The sequence below is a fragment of the Echinicola sediminis genome, from assembly GCF_054777495.1.
This window is the reverse complement of the sequence record NZ_BAAHAP010000101.1, coordinates 1-17,832: the sequence shown is the minus strand read 5'-3', so window position 1 is coordinate 17,832 and position 17,832 is coordinate 1. Positions and strand designations below refer to the sequence as shown.

Annotated in this window: 14 protein-coding genes; 13 read left to right on the top strand and 1 reads right to left on the bottom strand. The window is 41.9% G+C overall.

The window, feature by feature from the left end; genetic code table 11:
- Positions 1 to 289 precede the first annotated feature (289 nt).
- From ACYVAA_RS19130 to ACYVAA_RS19085, 10 genes are all read left to right on the top strand, one after another.
- Positions 290 to 862, top strand: coding sequence for an RNA polymerase sigma-70 factor (locus ACYVAA_RS19130; protein ID WP_460544839.1), 573 nt, complete (start codon positions 290 to 292; stop codon positions 860 to 862).
- 78 nt (positions 863 to 940) lie between these two features.
- Positions 941 to 2,089: a FecR family protein gene (locus ACYVAA_RS19125; RefSeq protein ID WP_460544837.1), complete on the top strand. Its 1,149-nt coding sequence runs from the start codon at positions 941 to 943 to the stop codon at positions 2,087 to 2,089.
- A gap of 80 nt (positions 2,090 to 2,169) precedes the next feature.
- A complete protein-coding gene (locus ACYVAA_RS19120) occupies positions 2,170 to 5,550 on the top strand; it encodes a SusC/RagA family TonB-linked outer membrane protein (protein WP_460544835.1) in 3,381 nt (1,126 codons plus the stop codon).
- Between the two features lie 10 nt (positions 5,551 to 5,560).
- The gene (locus ACYVAA_RS19115; RefSeq protein ID WP_460544833.1) at positions 5,561 to 7,009 is read left to right on the top strand and encodes a RagB/SusD family nutrient uptake outer membrane protein; all 1,449 of its coding nucleotides are present in this window, start codon (positions 5,561 to 5,563) and stop codon (positions 7,007 to 7,009) included.
- A gap of 15 nt (positions 7,010 to 7,024) precedes the next feature.
- A complete protein-coding gene (locus ACYVAA_RS19110) occupies positions 7,025 to 7,795 on the top strand; it encodes a DUF4843 domain-containing protein (protein WP_460544831.1) in 771 nt (256 codons plus the stop codon).
- A gap of 12 nt (positions 7,796 to 7,807) precedes the next feature.
- Positions 7,808 to 9,325 (top strand): PKD-like family lipoprotein, encoded by a 1,518-nt coding sequence (locus ACYVAA_RS19105; protein WP_460544829.1) that lies wholly within the window; start codon positions 7,808 to 7,810, stop codon positions 9,323 to 9,325.
- Between the two features lie 172 nt (positions 9,326 to 9,497).
- Positions 9,498 to 11,021, top strand: coding sequence for an aspartyl protease family protein (locus tag ACYVAA_RS19100; protein WP_460544827.1), 1,524 nt, complete (start codon positions 9,498 to 9,500; stop codon positions 11,019 to 11,021).
- A 28-nt stretch (positions 11,022 to 11,049) separates the two neighbouring features.
- The gene (locus ACYVAA_RS19095; RefSeq protein ID WP_460544825.1) at positions 11,050 to 12,426 is read left to right on the top strand and encodes a TlpA family protein disulfide reductase; all 1,377 of its coding nucleotides are present in this window, start codon (positions 11,050 to 11,052) and stop codon (positions 12,424 to 12,426) included.
- Positions 12,427 to 12,492: 66 nt separating this feature from the next.
- Positions 12,493 to 13,545 (top strand): PLP-dependent cysteine synthase family protein, encoded by a 1,053-nt coding sequence (locus ACYVAA_RS19090; RefSeq protein ID WP_460544823.1) that lies wholly within the window; start codon positions 12,493 to 12,495, stop codon positions 13,543 to 13,545.
- A gap of 17 nt (positions 13,546 to 13,562) precedes the next feature.
- Complete coding sequence (locus tag ACYVAA_RS19085; protein ID WP_460544821.1) at positions 13,563 to 15,767, top strand: protein-disulfide reductase DsbD family protein; 2,205 nt, start codon at positions 13,563 to 13,565, stop codon at positions 15,765 to 15,767.
- Between the two features lie 320 nt (positions 15,768 to 16,087).
- Here ACYVAA_RS19085 and ACYVAA_RS19080 read toward each other — a convergent pair whose 3' ends face one another.
- A complete protein-coding gene (locus ACYVAA_RS19080; RefSeq protein WP_460544819.1) occupies positions 16,088 to 16,669 on the bottom strand; it encodes a porin family protein in 582 nt (193 codons plus the stop codon).
- A 315-nt stretch (positions 16,670 to 16,984) separates the two neighbouring features.
- Between ACYVAA_RS19080 and ACYVAA_RS19075 the strand changes: the two genes are divergently transcribed.
- The 3 genes from ACYVAA_RS19075 to ACYVAA_RS19065 all read left to right on the top strand — a co-directional run.
- Positions 16,985 to 17,152 carry a hypothetical protein gene (locus ACYVAA_RS19075; RefSeq protein WP_460544817.1) on the top strand — a complete coding sequence of 56 codons (168 nt, stop codon included), beginning with the start codon at positions 16,985 to 16,987 and terminating at the stop codon, positions 17,150 to 17,152.
- Positions 17,153 to 17,155: 3 nt separating this feature from the next.
- A complete protein-coding gene (locus ACYVAA_RS19070) occupies positions 17,156 to 17,524 on the top strand; it encodes a hypothetical protein (protein ID WP_460544815.1) in 369 nt (122 codons plus the stop codon).
- A gap of 18 nt (positions 17,525 to 17,542) precedes the next feature.
- A partial coding sequence (locus ACYVAA_RS19065) for a hypothetical protein (protein ID WP_460544813.1) occupies positions 17,543 to 17,832 on the top strand: 290 nt, incomplete at its 3' end.

Here is a 17,832-nt window from a genome sequence, read left to right as displayed (position 1 = left end):
CCACAGAATTACACGGAATTAAAAATCTTTTCTGTGGGATTCTGTGCATTCTGTGAGAGATGGTTTGCTAATTTATAACTGCTGGTGTCTTTGTGGATATGCAATAAACGTATAATCTTCGTTTTTAATAGAAATAGGTATAGCACAATTTTAATTTTTTTGATTAAAAAAAACAGGTTTAGGCTGATTACAAGGAGGTTTCTTCTTATTCTCTTTTCAACCATTTTTTTTTGTCTTATTTTTCAAGGATCATCCATAAACCAAATCGGTGTTAACATAGAGTTGATCTTTGGAAATCCACAAGAATGATATCGATCTTATAAGGCAACTTAATAAGGGAAATGTTGCGGGCTATCGTCGTGTATTTGACATGTTTTATGATAGTTTGTGTCATTTTGCCTATAAGTACCTGAAAGATAAAAGTGAGGCAGAGGATGTGGTTCAGGAAACTTTTATGGCCTTGTGGGACAACAGGCAGGACTTTGATACCCTAACTTCCGTGAAGAGCTACCTTTACACGGTGACCAAAAACAAATGCCTCAACTTCCTTTCCACCAGTTCAAACCGGTTGCGGATTTTGGAAGAGGAGTATAGGCATTCCCAGGAATTTTTTGAATCCCAGGTAGTGGAAGAGGAGGTATACCGATTGCTGGATCAAGCCGTCCGCAAGCTGCCGGAGCAATCCAGGAAAATTGTTGATTTGAATTTGCAAGGGTTTAAAAACCAGGAGATCGCCGATCAGTTGGGGATTTCTATCAATACGGTGAAAACCTTAAAGAAAAATGCCTATAAGTCTATCAGGTCCGAAATGATCATGACGGTACTGTTGACTTTGCTTCACCAAACTGGAGGTAAATTTTAAATTATTTTTAATTTTTTTTAACAATTCATTCACCCGTTTATTTTGGTTACTTGTTTTAAAGTAAAAGTAACCAAAAGCATGAACGAACTCTTCGAAGTCGCAAAAATCATTTCAAAACAAAAGCTGGTAAAAAAAGAACAAGCCAGTGAGAAGGAAATGGTGTTTTTGAAGGAGTGGCTGAATAGATCCCCAAAAAACCAAGAGTTATATAATAAGTTGAGCAACCTGACCGCAGAGGAGGTATGGGAGCGGGAGGGGCTTGCATTGGATAAAAAAAGTGCTTGGGACCGTTTGGCCAAGCATGCCGGAAAGGCAAAGTCCCCCAAAATCGTTAACCAGCAATGGTTAAGGTGGGCTGCGGCCCTTTTTATTCCGATGGTGATAGGCATTATCTTCTTCTCTTTGAATAAAGAAAAAGTGGAGAAGGGGATAGCTCCTGGAAGTAAGGGGGCCATGTTGACCTTAAGCAGTGGAGAGAAAGTGGATCTGGCCATGATGGAGGACTTGCAGGCGCTGGAAGGAGGAAAGCTTTCCCAGCAAGAGGGGAAACTGATTTATAGCGAGGATGTTCCTTCGGACGAAGCTGTATTGAACACCGTCGAGACCCCCATAGGCAAGGAGTACGGCCTTAAACTTTCTGATGGATCCGAGGTGTATCTTAACCCGCTCAGTAAGGTCGTCTTTCCTGTAAGCTTTGACCAAAACCAACGTGTGGTAAAGCTATCCGGGGAGGCTTATTTTAAGGTAAAGCGGGATGAGAACCGACCTTTTTTGGTGGAAGTGGACGGTATGACCGTTCAGGTGCTGGGAACTTCATTCAGTGTACGCTCCTATGAAGGGGATGATTTTGCAGAAACTGTTTTGGTCGAGGGAAAAGTGAAAATCTTGGATGAGAGCGGGGTCGAAAAGGCCCTCTTATCTCCTGATGAAAAAGCAGTTTTGGACAGAGGGGTAAATTCATTTGAGGTCTTGGAGGTTGATGCAAAAAGGGCCACTGCCTGGACAGAGGGCTATTATTACTTTGAGGAAGCCACTCTGGAAGATATTTTCAATGATCTCGCCAAATGGTATGAATTTCAAATTGTCTACGAGCGTCCTGAATTGAAAATACAGCGGTTTGAAGGCTATATCAACAAATATGAAGAACTGGATCCGGTTTTAAAGATTATAGAACATACCAATCACTTAAAAATAGAAAAGAATGGAAGAACCTTGATTGTAAAGTAAAAAAGAAAGGGTGTTGATTGCGGCAACAATCCCCACCCTCTAAATGGTCAAATTATAGTTAAATAAACCACTACCAATTTATGAAGAAAAATTTAAAGGGATATCCCTTAAGGGGATATTTATGGCTCAAAGTCATGAAACTCACAGCAATTCTAACACTCGCCCTCTGTGTGAACCTATCGGCGGCCTCCATTTCTCAAACCCTTAAAGACTTGAATTACGAGAATGTGGAGTTGAAAAAGTTGATCAGGGAAATCGAAAAACAAACCAATTACAGGTTTTTCTACAGCCTTGAGGATATTCGTCCAGTGGACAAACTTACTGTAAAGGAAAGTTCGATATCTGTAGAGGAGCTACTCACCAAACAATTAAAACCAACACCACTTACCTTTGAGATAATAGATGAAACAATTGTACTAAAGCATAAAGCAGTAACAAACGAAAATTTTCCAAACAACCCAGAAAGGGCCAGGGCTGCCCGTCAAATGGAAGAGGTGACCGGTAAGGTGCTGGACGAAAGTGGTGAACCTTTGCCAGGGGTAATTGTACAGCTGAAGGGCACCAACCAGGCCAATGTGACCGATATCAACGGAGATTACCGCGTACTGGTTCCTGATGGAGATGCGGTATTGATTTTTAGATTGCTTGGATTTGAGCATCAAGAAATTTCAGTTGGCAATCAAAGGAAGATCAATGTGAAATTGAAGGTAAAGGTGACGGGACTGGATGAAGTGGTGGTGACCGGTGTAGTAGAGCGGGACAAGGAAAGTTTTACCGGTGCCGCGGCCACTTTCGATACCGATGACCTCAAGCAGGTCTCCAACGGAAATGCGATTACAGCAATTCGCTCTTTAGATCCTTCCATTGCTATTATTGAAAATAATGAGCTTGGATCGAATCCCAATGTCCTTCCGAATATTGAGGTAAGGGGGCAGACCAGTATTTCGACTACGGAGTTACGCGATGAATTTGGTTCTGATCCCAACCAGCCTTTATTTATTTTGGACGGTTTTGAATCGACTTTGAGAACCATTGTGGATTTGGATGTAAACAGGATCAAGTCCATCACTATCTTGAAAGATGCCGCTTCTACAGCACTTTATGGTTCCAATGCCGCCAACGGTGTGGTCGTAGTGGAAACTAAGAAGCCGGAAGCCGGTAAGATACTGCTTTCATATACGGGGGATTACCGCATGGAAATTCCGGATCTGAGTGATTATAATATGATGAATGCGGCTGAAAAGCTGGAGTTTGAGCGACTTTCTGGCCGATATACTTATTATTCGGTAAATCCAGAAAAACAAGAAGAGTTAGACCTTCTGTATAATCAACGTTTGGCAGAAGTACAGCGTGGAGTAGATACATACTGGCTTTCTGAGCCCGTACAGATGGGCTTTACCAATTCTCATACCATTTATGCCGATGGAGGAACGGATGAATTGAGATTTGGAGTTTCTGCCAATTATAGAAATCAAGAAGGGGTAATGATAGGCTCTGGCAGGGAAACTTGGCAAGGAGCAGTCGATTTAATATACAGAAAGGGTAAATGGAATATAAGCAACAAGCTATTTGTGAATGGGTATAAGGCTACTGAGTCTCCTTATGGTAGCTTTAGTACATTTGTAAATGCAAACCCTTACTTTAGAAAGTACAATGAGTATGGAGGGGTAGACCAGTTTTTAGAGAAAGGAATTGTCCAAGGTCTGGCCGTTTCTGATGATGGAGTGCCAAATCCATTGTATAATGCTTTGTTACCAAACCAATATGATTATTCAAAGAATTTGGAGGTTCAGAACAACATTCAGGTTCGATATAATGTCAGTAGAAGTTTTAGAATTCAGGCCATGGGGCAGTTGTTGGGGGGCAAGCAGGAATCGGAGGCTTTTATAAGCCCTGAAAATTCAACATTTAGAAATACAGGATTATTAGAAAAGGGGCGTTACAATAATGCTCAAAGATCCAATTTTACCTATAGGGGAAATATCATGGCCGTATATTCAAAGGTCATGGGTAAGCATACCATTAATGCCAATTTCAGGGCTGAAGTCCAATCGCAGAGCAATGAAAGAAAATCATTTGACGCTGTAGGGTTTCCAATTGGGGCAATTGGGAATCCTGCCTTTGCCTTTTCCTATCAGCCAAACAGCAAGCCATCAGCTGCCTATAGAGATTTTAGAAGGGTTAATGTGTTAGCCAGTGTTAACTATGCTTATGCCCAACGTTACCTTCTGGATGCTACTTACCGCTTAGATGGTTCCACTGCTTTTGGCAGCAATAATCCCTACTCTCCTTTTTGGGCGGTAGGAGCAGGATGGAATTTGCACAATGAACCTTCCTTGAAAAATAGTAGTGTAAAGACACTTCGTTTGAGAGGTAATATCGGTGTGACTGGAAATCAAAGCTTTGGGAATATCACCTCTGTTTCAGTTTATAACTTCATGCCTGACAACAATCTTTTTGGTCAAGGCATCACTTTAGGAACTTTAGGGAATCCTGATTTGGAATGGCAGAGAACACTTTCAACTAGTTTAGGGATGGATTTTGGTTTCTTAAACAATAGACTTTCTGGATATGTAAATGTTTATCGAAAAGTTACTGATCCTTTGATTGTAATGATAGATCAACCTTCCTCTACAGGAATTAAAGGTTATCCCATGAATGTGGGAATGATGGATAATAAAGGTTTAGAAACCAATATTCGTTATTCACCAATATTTCGCCCTAAAGAACAAATTGTCTGGACAATAGGCTGGATGGGGAGTTTTGTAGATCAGAAATATGATGGCTTTGGAAATACCTTAAATAATCAAAATGAAGAGGAACTGGCCAATAATAGCCTGGTGAGGTATCAGGACGGTTATAGCCCAAATGATATCTGGGCAGTCCAGTCTTTGGGGATTGATCCTGCTTCGGGAAAAGAAATCTTCATGAAAAAAAACGGGGAAATTACCTATCAGTATGATCCGGGAGATATAGTAAGGGTAGGTAATTCCAGGCCTTTATCTCAGGGAATTATTAATACCAATTTGTCTTACAAAGGCTGGTTAGTTTCGGTTTACCTGAGATATAAAGTAGGAGGAGATATTTTCAATAAGGCCCTTTACAATAAAGTAGAAAACATCAGCAGGTCAGGCATAACATCCAACCAGGATAGAAGGGCCTTGACCGAAAGATGGAAAGAACCAGGGGATGTAGCACAATTTAAAGGTATAGGTTTATTGGACAGTACTCCAATTTCATCAAGATTTGTTCAAAAGGAAAATCTATTGTCAGGGGAATCCATTTCGGTTGGTTATAGATGGAATAGGAATAGCCAGTTGTTGCAAACATTAGGTATGCAAAGATTGAGTTTTAGGGCTATACTTAATGACATCTTTAGGTTATCTACAGTGCGGGCTGAAAGGGGAACAAGTTACCCCTTTGCCAGAACAGTATCTATGAGTGTAACTGCCACCTTCTAAAAGAAATAAAATGAAAAACACAATATATCATTATCTGATAGCCGGGGTTTTGCTTCTTACAACTGCTTGTGAGAGTTTTTTGGATGTGAAACCGGTAGATAAGTTTTTGGAATCCCAAGTTTTCACTACGGAGTTAGGTACAAGAAATGCCATTAATGGGATTTATTTATCGCTGAACAATGCTCGACTTTATGGTTCTGATCTTTCCGTTGGTACTATAGAAGCAATGGGACAGCGGTATAACCTAAGTAGTCAGGATCATAGCTATTATGAGTATAGCGTCTATAATTATGAAAGTGGAAATGTCAAAACCCGGTTTGACGGAATATGGACAAATGCTTTTGTGACTATACTAAATATTAATGTAGCCCTGGAAGGATTGGAAACCTATCCCAATACCATTCCCAAAGAAGAAATGAACTGGACCAAGGGAGAGTTGTATGGTTTGAGAGCATTATTACATTTCGATCTATACAGAATATTTGGTCCCATGCCAAGTGACGTTTCGTCTACGAGTTTACCCTATTACAGCCAACCCGCAAAGGAAGCGACCGAACTTTTACCAGGGGAAGTCTTTTTAGAAAAGGTTTTGGCTGACTTGAATCAGGCGGAGATGTTATTGGTTGGTGACCCCATCCGATCTGAAGGAGTATTGGATTATTTGCCAGAACTAGGAAATGAGATTTTTTTCCGATATAGAAATCTCAGATTTAACTATTATGCTGTAAAAGCTTTGCAGGCGAGGGTTAATTTGTATGCCGGTAAGTATCAAGCTGCATTAGAAGCAGCCAAAACAGTAATTGAAGATGGAAGTGAATGGTTTACATGGACAGAGCCCTTAGAGGTGCTCTCTCAACCAGGTGCCCCAAATACCGTGTTCTATCCGGAGATTATTTTTGGCTCTCATAATGTAAATATGTATGGGCTACAAAGGGGCTTATTTGCTTCTACATTGGTGGAAAATACCATTTTGGCTCCAAGGTCAAATAGACTCGAACAAGTGTATGAGAATAATGCTGGTGATTATAGGTATATCTCTTTTTGGAATGAAAGTGGAGATAAATCATATAAAACATTCTATAAGTATGAACAGCCTGAAAATATTGATGGAAGTGCCCCTGCTTTTAAGTTTGTAATGCCTTTGATTAGGCTTTCCGAAATGTATTATATCGCTGCAGAAGCTCTGATGGAAGATAGCCCTGCAGAAGCATTGGGCTTCTTGAATACCGTAAGAGAGAAAAGAGGACTTTCTGCCCTGGAAGAAGGGGTGGATATCGAGGAGGAGATCATGAAGGAATACCAGAAGGAGCTTTTTGGTGAAGGACAGCTGTTCTTCTATTATAAGCGAAAAGAAATTGCTTCGCTGGAAAACGGCTCACACTCTTCGGCCAATGTTTCGATGAACAGCAGTACTTATGTAGTGCCATTGCCCAACTCAGAGGTAGAATTTAGAAACTAAGCCACTTAAGAATTTATGAAAAATATACATATAATACTAGCCGCATGTATGGTCCTATTAGGGATGTTCACCGCATGTGTGGAAGATGAATTGATTACATACGACCAAAAGGACAATGTTTATTTCCTCAGTTCAACAGAGGATTCCGTGTTCGGGAATGTTACTGATAGCCTGCTGTATTCATTTGGTTTGATGGGAGAGGATTTTACAGACTCGATAATCAACGTTCAAGTGGCTGTAATGGGCGTGGCTAAAGACTACGATAGACCCGTTAATATTCAAGTATCCGCCAATTCCTCTGCTCAGGATGGAGTGGATTTTGAGATAGTGGAAGCTCCTATCGTAAAAGCGGGAGAGTTTGTGGCCAATGTCCCCGTGAGATTATACAAATCAGAAGAAGGTAAAACAGATACCTTGATGCTTGGACTTAACCTGCTTCCCAACGAACATTTCGATACCAAAATGCAGCAATTGGAAAGCAATAATGGGGAGGTAATTCTTAGCCATGTTAACCTTTCTGTTCATTTTACCAGTTCTATTACGCAGCCCAAAGGTTGGTTTACTCCCTATTTCGGGACCTTTTCAGTAAAGAAAATCCTGTTAATGGCAGAAGTATTGGATATCGATCCCTATGCCTTTACCAAACCTTTAGGCTCTGTTTATTCTGTTTCCGAATACCAATTCTTTGGTGTATACATGCAGCGTTATCTGGATGTGCAGGAAGCCAATGGCAATCCGATCTATGAAGAGGATGGTACATTGATGGAAATGGGATCACTTATTTAAAAGCACTTAAGTATGAAAAATATAAAACAACTACTTTATATTCCTTTATTGCTCCTGTTAGGCTCTTGCTACGAGGATTTGGGCAATTATGACTATCAGGAAATCAATGAGGTAAGTATTGAAGGAATAGAGGACCATTACTCCGTATTGGTAGGAGATGAGTTAAAAATAGTTCCGGACTTGAGTTTTACCTTAGATAAAGATGCTAATTTGGAGAATTATTCCTTTGAATGGTATGTAATCAATAAAGGAGTATTACCAAGCGAGTCCTATACTGCTATTGCCAGTACCAAAGACCTGGATTTTATTATGAAGTTAAAGCCGGGTAATTATGATGGCTATTATAAGGTTACCGACAAAGAATCAGGGGTCCATTTTACCTCCCGATTTGAGCTTATTGTAAATACCTTGGTGACGGAAGGTTGGATGGTGCTTGGCGATGTCAATGGGCAGGCACGACTGGACATGGCTCCAAGAATTGAAGGGGAATACCGGGTGATTCCTAATATATTGGACTATGTGGGTTCTGATCTGAAATTGGAAGGGGAACCTGAATTCCTTTATGCTTATGGATTAGCTCCCGGGGTGTACGGTCTTTATGTTACTACCTCAGAAACCGGAACCACCAGAGTGGATGCTGCTGATTTAAGTTGGGATGATACATACCGATTGAGTTTTGAAATGGCCATAGGAGTCCCCCTAAATTTTAAGGCAGACGGAATCTACCGAAACCATGATTGGAGAAATGGAAGAGTACTCAATAGTGCCTATATGGTTGCGGATGGCAATGTGTATTATTATTACAGAAAGTTTAACCTTTATTTCGGAACACCCATTAACAAACTCAGTGGAGAGGCCCAGCAGTTTAGGGCTTCCAAATACATGAGTATAGGTTGGCAGGAAATAGCCTATCCGATATATTTTGATGAAGAAAACCAACGGTTTATTCGTCACTTGGGCAACCAAGATACGGAAAGCATTCTTTTACCAGAATTGGGTGGAAGGTTTGATTCTGATATTGGTATGGACCTCATTTATTTAGGCTACTCCCATTTTGACCGTGGGGAGGCAGTGGCTGTTCTTTTTGATGATGTGTCCAATCAGTATTATCTAGCAAAGATAACTCAGCGGAATAGAAATCAAAATAAAAGCTATTTTACTCCAGTAGCGCTAGAAGGGTTTGAAAATGCGGAAAACTTCTGCATCCACCCGGCATTTGGCTATTTATTCTTCAATATTGGAAATAAAGTTTATGAATATGATTTCAATAAGCAGGAAGCCATTGAAATGTTGGACATGGGGGAGAAAGAGGTGACTTATTTAGGCTTCAATGAGTTTGAGTCCACCAAATCATATACTGCAGATTACTTTAATCAGCTCATCGTAGGAGTAAATGATAGCGCCAAGCCAGAAGGAGAAAGTGGAAGTCTGGAATTTTATGATGTGCCTCCGGTAAACGGACAAATCACCCTTAATCACAGTTTCGAGGGATTTGCCAAAATCAAAAGTGTGGTGTACAAGGAAAGGTAAAAATTCATATTTATTTGGTTTGATTTAGTGAGTGCCCTTTCATACGGAGAGGGCCCACTACTTTTTTGTGAATTCAATCGATTCTGTTCAATAGTTAATTGCTAATAAATCAATGGTTTACCTTGGAATAAATGTGGCGATGAGAGCTTATGCTAAAACCGCAAGAAGTGAGATGAAGAAGGGATTTGCTTTGACCTTGATATTGCTGAGCCTGGTGACTTTGGCTTTTGGAAATGAAAAAAGTGAGAAGACCATAGACCAGCAAATTTACCACCTGCAGCAAGCGATACAAATGAGGGATTATGCTCTGATGAAAGAAATCATTGCCGACGATTTTTCCATAGGGGTGTACCACTACCAAATGAAGGAAAGGTTGCTGAAAAGTATTGTGGCAAATTACCCGGCAATCCAGGAAATCCATAGAGAGGGAGAGCCTAGTAAGGACCGAAATGGCAATACCCTGGTTCCTGTAATTTTTAGGCTGGAAAATGGAAAAGAAATAGCAAGTCAAATAGGTTTTGATGCGAATCAAAAAATTAAATATGTTGGGGTTTTTGATTTGATATATGGGGTGAATAGGGTCTCTGATAAAGGGCTCATAGCTAGCCTGCCTTTTGAGATCGTAGAAGGAAAAATCCATATTGAAATCAGATTGAATGATTCTTCAGTCCCCCTTACAATGTTGTTTGATACAGGGGCAGACGGAATTGGATTAAGTCCCCAAGCAGCAAAAAAAGTAGGTATTGGCAACTTCGAGGAAAAAAGAACCAGCGTGGTGGGGGGGAGTACTAACGTAAAACTCTCTAGAGGCAATACATTGCATATTGCCGAAAATATTACCTTAAAGAATCAAAGTGTAGTGGTTTTTCCAGGGCAGGAGCGTAAGGAAGACGGATTGATTGGAGGGAATATTTTAAGGAACTTTACCACCAGTGTTGATTTTGATCAAAAAGTCATTGAACTGTATGATTTTAACTCCTATAACGCTTCTCCAAATTCCACAGCATTACCCTTTAACTATGGAACCGGACTTCCGGTAATTGATGCGATGTTGACCTTTGGAGCTAAAGAGAAGAAGGAGGTAAAGGCAGATCTTATTTTTGATACTGGAGCAGGATATAATATGATTTTGTTTGGCCCCTTTGTGGGGGCAAATCAATTGACAGAAGGGTTTGATGCTGTGGCGCATTCCAACAATATCAGTATGGGGCTGGTGACACCGACTCTTTTAGGGGAATTGACCCGCTTACAGCTGGGGGATAGGGAGCTGGAAAACTTTATAGTCAGCCTTCAACAAGAAGTAGAAGGGAGGGATGACCGGATTAAAAATGCCGGATCCTTGGGGATCAACATTATTAGCCGCTTTAATTTCACCATTGATGCACTCCACAAGCGCATTTATCTTGAACCCAATCAATCATTTACCAATCCATTTGAGTTTGTATTGGGAGGAATGTTCCTGAATTATGATTTATCGGGGGAGTTAATAGTGAAACAAGTAGTGAAAGGGTCTCAGCCAGATATTGAAGGAATTAAGGCTGGAGACAAGGTTTTAATGATTGAGGGGTATTCCCCCGAGGATATTAAAAAGGAAGGAGTTAGATATCAGCTTCTAAATTCAGAAAAGGATGAGCTGATTTTCAGGATTGCTTCAGAAACACAAACCATGCAATTAAACCTGCCCAAAAAACTTTAATTGATTCTAAACCATTAAAAATACTAGAATGAAGATTATCAATACCTTATTTATTACCTGTCTTGTATTACTTCAACTTACGGCATTTGCTTCAGAAAAGGAAGAATTTGCGATTATTAGGGGGAAAGTAAATTTTGCAGCCAAATCCGGAATTATTAAACTTCAGAATTCACAAGAAGGGGAGTTAGCGGATTTTTCGTCCACACGGTTGGGGGAGAATGGGATGTTTGGATTTATGGTAGCTATTTCTGAACCCGGATTCTATCATATCAGGATTCCAGGGTACGGACAATTGCTCCGCGTTTATTTGCGAAACGGATTGGAACTGGATCTGGATGTTTCTGAGGAAGATTATGTGCTAAGCGGAAAAGAGGTGGGACCTAACCGACTGGTGGTAGAATGGAATAAAACCATCGAACCGGCACTAAAGATTAACCGGGAACCAAGGATGAGCTTTAAGGATTTCTTCCCACTTATGGAACAGAAAATTATGCCAAAGGCTGAGGAGTTGAAGGGGGAGCTTAACACCAAAGACCCCGATTTTAATAAACTGATGGGTTTGGCCATTCAGACAGATGTGGAACAGCAACTCTATGCCTTTTGGATGATTCCAAGGGCACAGTCGGCCAATGTGGAAGATTATAGGGATTTGTATAAGCAGTATGAGAGAGAGGTGAAGTTTACCGATCCGAATATCCTTAAGTTGTGGAACGGTAAAGCTTATATGAAGGGTTATTTGCAGCATTACCAATGGGTATTTGGGAAGAGGAAGAAAAGCCAGTTTTATGTACAGCATTCTATTTCCAGCATAGAGGATCCTCAGTTGAGGGATGTTTACTTAAGAAGTGTTTTGGATTTTAAAGGGTTGAAATCCAACCATTATAAGACGTTTGTAAAGGATGCCCGTCCCCACATGATTTCCGAGCAAAGCAAATCACTTCTGTTCAAGTTGGATCAGGAAATGACCGCCTCTGATGGGAAGCTGGGTTTTAACTTTGAGTACGAGGATATCAATGGTAATATGGTGAGTTTTGAGTCATTGAGGGGGAAAGTGGTTTATGTGGACATGTGGGCTACTTGGTGTGGGCCATGTATCAAACAAATTCCTTATCTGAAGGAGCTGGAAGAAGAGCTGCATGGTGAAGATATTGCCTTTGTGAGCATATCCATCGATGAGGAAAAAGACCGGGCAAAATGGAAAAATTTTGTAGCCGATAAGGAACTGGGCGGGATTCAATTGATCGCTGACAAGGCATGGGATTCTGAAATGGTGAAGAATTATGAAATTAAGGGCATTCCGCGTTTTATGATTTTCGACAAGAATGGTTTCATTGTAAGTGATAATGCCATGCGGCCTTCACAGCCGGAGCTTAAGAAGCAATTGGTAGAACTCCTAAAAAAATAAAGTAAAGTGGCAGTGCTGGTGAATGGCACTGTTTTAATTATCCTTAGAATATATTACCCATACCGCATGAATATAACTGTAGAAGAGCTGAACCAAAAAGAATGCCTTCCTTGCCTGAAGATCGCAGAGTTGTGGGCAATGGTAGGCAATACCCCAATGATCGAACTGGCCTATTCCTATGAGGGAAAGAACGGAAAAATTTATGTAAAGTGCGAGCATTATAATTTGACCGGGAGCATCAAGGACCGTATGGCCCTTTACACCATCCAGAAGGCTTATGAGACCGGGAAGATCAAAGAAGGAGACACCATTGTGGAAGCTACTTCCGGCAATACAGGGATAGCCTTTGCGGCGATAGGCCGAAGTCTGGGACATCCTGTAAGGATCATCATGCCCAATTGGCTGAGCAAGGAAAGGGTGGATATTATCCGATCACTTGGGGCAGAAATTATTTTGGTGAGCAAGGAAGAGGGAGGCTTTTTGAGAAGTATAGCCATGGCCGAAGAAATGGGCGCCCAAGACCCCAATGTGTTTTTGCCCAGGCAGTTTGATAACAGCTATAACCTGGAGGCGCACCAAAAGACCACGGCCCCAGAAATCATCAAGCAGCTGGGCCATATTGGAAAGCAGGTGGATGTATTTGTGGCCGGCGTCGGTACAGGGGGGACCGTGGGAGGAGTGGGCCGTTACCTGAAAGCAGTAAGGCCTACTACAAAAATCCATCCGATGGAGCCTGCCGAATCACCGACTTTGACCACGGGCTATAAGGTGGGAAGCCATAGGATACAGGGAATCTCCGATGAGTTTATCCCCAGCATCGTCAAGTTGGATGAAATGGATGAGGTGGTGCAGGTCAATGACGGGGATGCCATACTCATGGCCCAAAAGCTGGCGAAAACCCTTGGCTTGGCCGTAGGGATTTCCTCAGGAGCCAACCTGATCGCAGCGATCAAACTCCAGCAAAAAATGGGAACTGAGACTAACGTAGTAACGGTATTTGCCGACAGTAACAAGAAGTATCTCAGTACGGATTTGGTAAAAGAAGAACCTGTAAAGGCCGGATACCTGAGCACGGAAGTGGAGTTGACCAGTTTTAAGCCGGTACCCAGGGCGAAATAATTTAAAACACAAAAACAATGAAGAACGTATTATCCATCATTTTTCTCTGTTGCGCGGCTATTTTTTCGGCGCAGGCGCAGATTTTGGAGCCTGTAAGCTGGTCCGCTGAAAGCAAAGCACTTGATAATGGCCTGGTGGAACTGATCATCACTGCAGAGATTGAAGCAGGTTGGCACCTGTACAGCCAGCATATTGAGGAGGGAGGTCCCGTTCCCACGAGCTTCACCCTTAATTCTTCTGATGCTTTTGTCCTTAAGGGGGAGGTGGACGAGCTCACCAAGGCCACCACCAACTATGACGACATGTTTTTGATGGATGTCAGCTATTTTAGTGATAAGGCAGTCTTTAAACAAACCATTGAGGCGAAAGAGGGCAAAGGTGAGGTCCTGGCTACAGTGGAGTTTATGGTCTGTGACGATACACAGTGTCTTCCGCCAAATCAAGTGGAGCTATCGATCCCTTTTACGGCTAAGGTGAAGAAAACTGAAGTCAAGCCCGTCTTGGCGGAAGAAACAAAGGAGAAACCGACGGCAGATAAGCCTGAAGCCAAGAAGGCAGAAGCCACTCCTCAGCGTGAAGAGAAGACTCAAAAGAAGGAAGAAAGTATCCCTGAGAATATTACCGAAAAAAAAGAGTTCCGTCAGCCTGAGAAAGCTGAAAATAAAGAACATGAAGCCGCTGCAGCAGCGGTGAAGGAAAGTGAACCACATGGAAAAGAGGTTGAAAAAAGTAATATAGTCACAGCCACTGCTCCCGATAGGTCTTCTTCAGAGGATCAAAACAGCAGTTCTATATGGGGGATTTTTATTGCGGGATTATTGGGAGGTTTTGCAGCCTTGCTGATGCCCTGCATTTTTCCCATGCTCCCACTGACCATCAGCTATTTTACCAAACAGTCAGAGAGTAAGGCCTCCGGGATCTCCAAGGCCATGTTTTACGGGCTTTCCATCATCGTCATTTATGTGGCCCTGGGCATGGTCATCACCATTATTTTCGGGGCCGATGCCCTGAATGCCCTGTCCACCAATGGGATTTTCAATTTTCTTTTCTTCCTGTTGTTAGTGGTGTTTGCAGCTTCCTTCTTTGGGGCTTTCGAGCTGACCTTGCCCCATAGCTGGTCCAATAAGTTGGACAGCAAATCCGACAAGGGAGGGTTATTGGGCCTGTTCTTTATGGCAGCTACCTTATCCATTGTGTCCTTTTCCTGTACCGGTCCGATTATCGGGACCCTGTTGGTGCAGGCAGCAAGTACAGGGGCATATTTGGGACCTGCTATGGGAATGCTGGGCTTCTCTGTGGCTCTGGCGATTCCATTTTCCCTGTTTGCCATATTCCCTTCATGGATGAATTCACTGCCCAAGTCGGGAGGCTGGCTGAACAGTGTAAAAGTGGTTTTGGGCTTTTTGGAACTGGCCTTGGCGATGAAGTTCCTCTCCAACGTGGATTTGGCCTACCATTGGGACATCTTTGACCGTGAGGTTTTCTTGACACTTTGGATTGTGATCTTTGGATTGATGGGACTTTATCTTCTGGGCAAGATCAAGTTTGCCCATGACAGTGAGTTGAAATACCTTTCCACGCCACGGATTTTTCTGAGTGTGATCGTTATTTCCTTTACCATTTATATGATCCCTGGACTTTGGGGCGCGCCTTTGAAAGCCATCTCGGCTTTCTTGCCTCCTCAGCATACCCAGGATTTTGATCTTTATACGGCCTCTTTGGGAGATGGATTCTCCGGACAAAAATCTGAAAGGCCCTCTAGAAAGTATGATGATATTTTTCATGCTCCTTTGAACCTGGAGCCCTTTTTCGATTATGAAGAAGGTATGGCTTACGCCCAAAAAGTGGACAAGCCGGTATTGATTGATTTTACAGGGCATGCCTGTGTCAATTGCCGTAAGATGGAGGCAAGTGTTTGGTCGGATCCAAAGGTGCTGGAAACCCTGAAAAACGATTATGTGCTGATCCAGCTTTATGTGGATGACAAAACGGAATTACCGGAGTCTGAATGGAAGGTGTCCAGCTTCAGTGGCAAAACCATCAAAACCATCGGTAACAAATGGTCCGATTTTCAGGCAGTAAACTTCAATTCCAATTCACAGCCCTACTATGTGGTGATGGGAGAAGGGGAGCAGCCCCTGCAGAAGCCGGTGGGAGCCATCTATGATGTGGACCAATACCATCAATATCTGCTGGAGGGATTGCACAATTTTGAAAATTAAAAGAGCGTTAAAAAAGAACAACGGTCAATAGAAAAATGGGTTTATTTTAGCAATAAGCGCGGTCCAGGTGGGCCGTGCTTTTTTTAGTATTATTTATTTTTTTGACAAAAAGAGGATGGTTCCGAAAATATTGATGGTGCAAAAGAATTTTTTGGAGTAATTCACCGTTTATGATTCAGAATGGGTTTATTGTTGACAAACTTAGGCCCGGTCCAGGTGGGCCGGGCTTTTTTATGAAGTGGCCATAGGGTATTTATTAAGTTAATAAAACTCTTTACCATAATGGGGAGTCATACAAGTAGGACTTTGGATATTTCTGGCTAAAGCTCCAACCTTATTCCGGCGTTGGCGAAGAATGATTTGGTCTTGCCCACATCGAAGTTCTCCAAATCCGATGCATCTGTTACAGACCATTCGTATTTGATGTCTACAAAAAGGAAACTGATATTGGCTCCTGTTCCCACAAACATTCCCCATGAGGGGGATTTGAAATCATCCTTGTCAGCACCTTCCGTTTTGACTCCCGAAAGGATAAAACTTGATCCTCCTCCGAAAATACGCAGGGCAAAGAAACTGTCATTGGTTCCAATAAGGTGATGCCCCAAGACTAGGGGAATCCTCAGCCCATGCATATTTAGGTCAATATCCTCACTTGAAGCAGAACTTGACGTAAACCCGATGCTCTTTTTTACAAAGAAAAGTCCTGGTTCCACATAAAATATTGAGCCAATTGGAAAGCTGGCCCCGAGTTGGTAGCCTACTTGGGCTTGTGATTCACCTGTTGCCGGATCTTGTGTCACATTGGAGACGGTCAGTCCAATCGCCGGTTTTATCCTTGCCTGGCCATAGGTACTGACAGTCACCAGTAGCGCAACCAGAATAATTAGCAGTTGTCTTTTCATGATGTGTTTATGATTTAGGTTTGACAAATGTATTTAAGTTTATTAGTAAATATCGGAAAATCAATTGGTTATGTCTTTATGGTGAGGGCGATATTCTTGGTTTATTGGTTGTCCAAAACCTAAACTGGACATCTCTATGGTAGATCGGTAAAAAGATTATATAAGCTGTCCACCGTCATTTCTATTTGTACAGGGCTATTTGATTTGTTCCACAAATTGGGTAAAAGTGCTACATTTTTGTTCTTATTAAGAGGGGAATAGGCCTAAAGAACCCGCTTTTCAGGGTGGCATGACTTCTGATTTCATAGTAAGGGTATGAATAAAATAACAGAAATCAAGAAGTTGATTCTCGTGATGTTGTCGGCGATCATGATACTGATCATGGTTTTAGTGGGGATGATGGGAGTCCATCTGAAAAACCAAATGGGAGAATCGGATTACAGAACAAAAGCAGAAATTAAACCAACTAGTATATTTTACTAAACCATGAAAAAGCTATTGTTAATACTGGGAATGCCATTATTTCTATTGGTGGCATGCCAGGAGAATAGGGGGGCTGCAGAAACACAACAAGATGGGGAGGCGGCCATGAGAGAGGAAATGCCCCAAATGGATAGCATGGACCAAGAACTGGACGACGGGGACTTGGAAAAAAAAGAAATAAGCATCGGGGACCTACCTGAGGATGTCACAGTTTACATCAGTAAGGACTCTTTACTGTCCATGCTGAAGCTGGAGACCGTTCAGATGGTTACCAAAGGAGAAACACGTTACTATGACCTGACTTTTATTACCGAAGACAGCGAAGAGGTGATTGTTTCCTTTGATGATAAAGGAAACATACTCGAATTATAACCCTAAAAACCAATGCCCATGAAAAAGTTAGCTATAATCATTGCCTTTGGGGCATTTACCCTGCTGGAAGTACAAGCTTCACCGGTTCTATTAGAGGAGCGGGTAAGCCAGGTGCTTCAAGATAAGATAGAGATTTTGCCGGAAGATTTGCCTCAAGCGGTCAAAGACAGCATTGAGGAGGGCGAAACGACCAAGGACCTTACCATCTACAAAGCATACCAGTTAACCGATGATGAAGGTAATGTCATCTACAAGGTGAAATTTGGTGAAGGAGAAGATATCATCACTAAAAACTATGATGCTGAAGG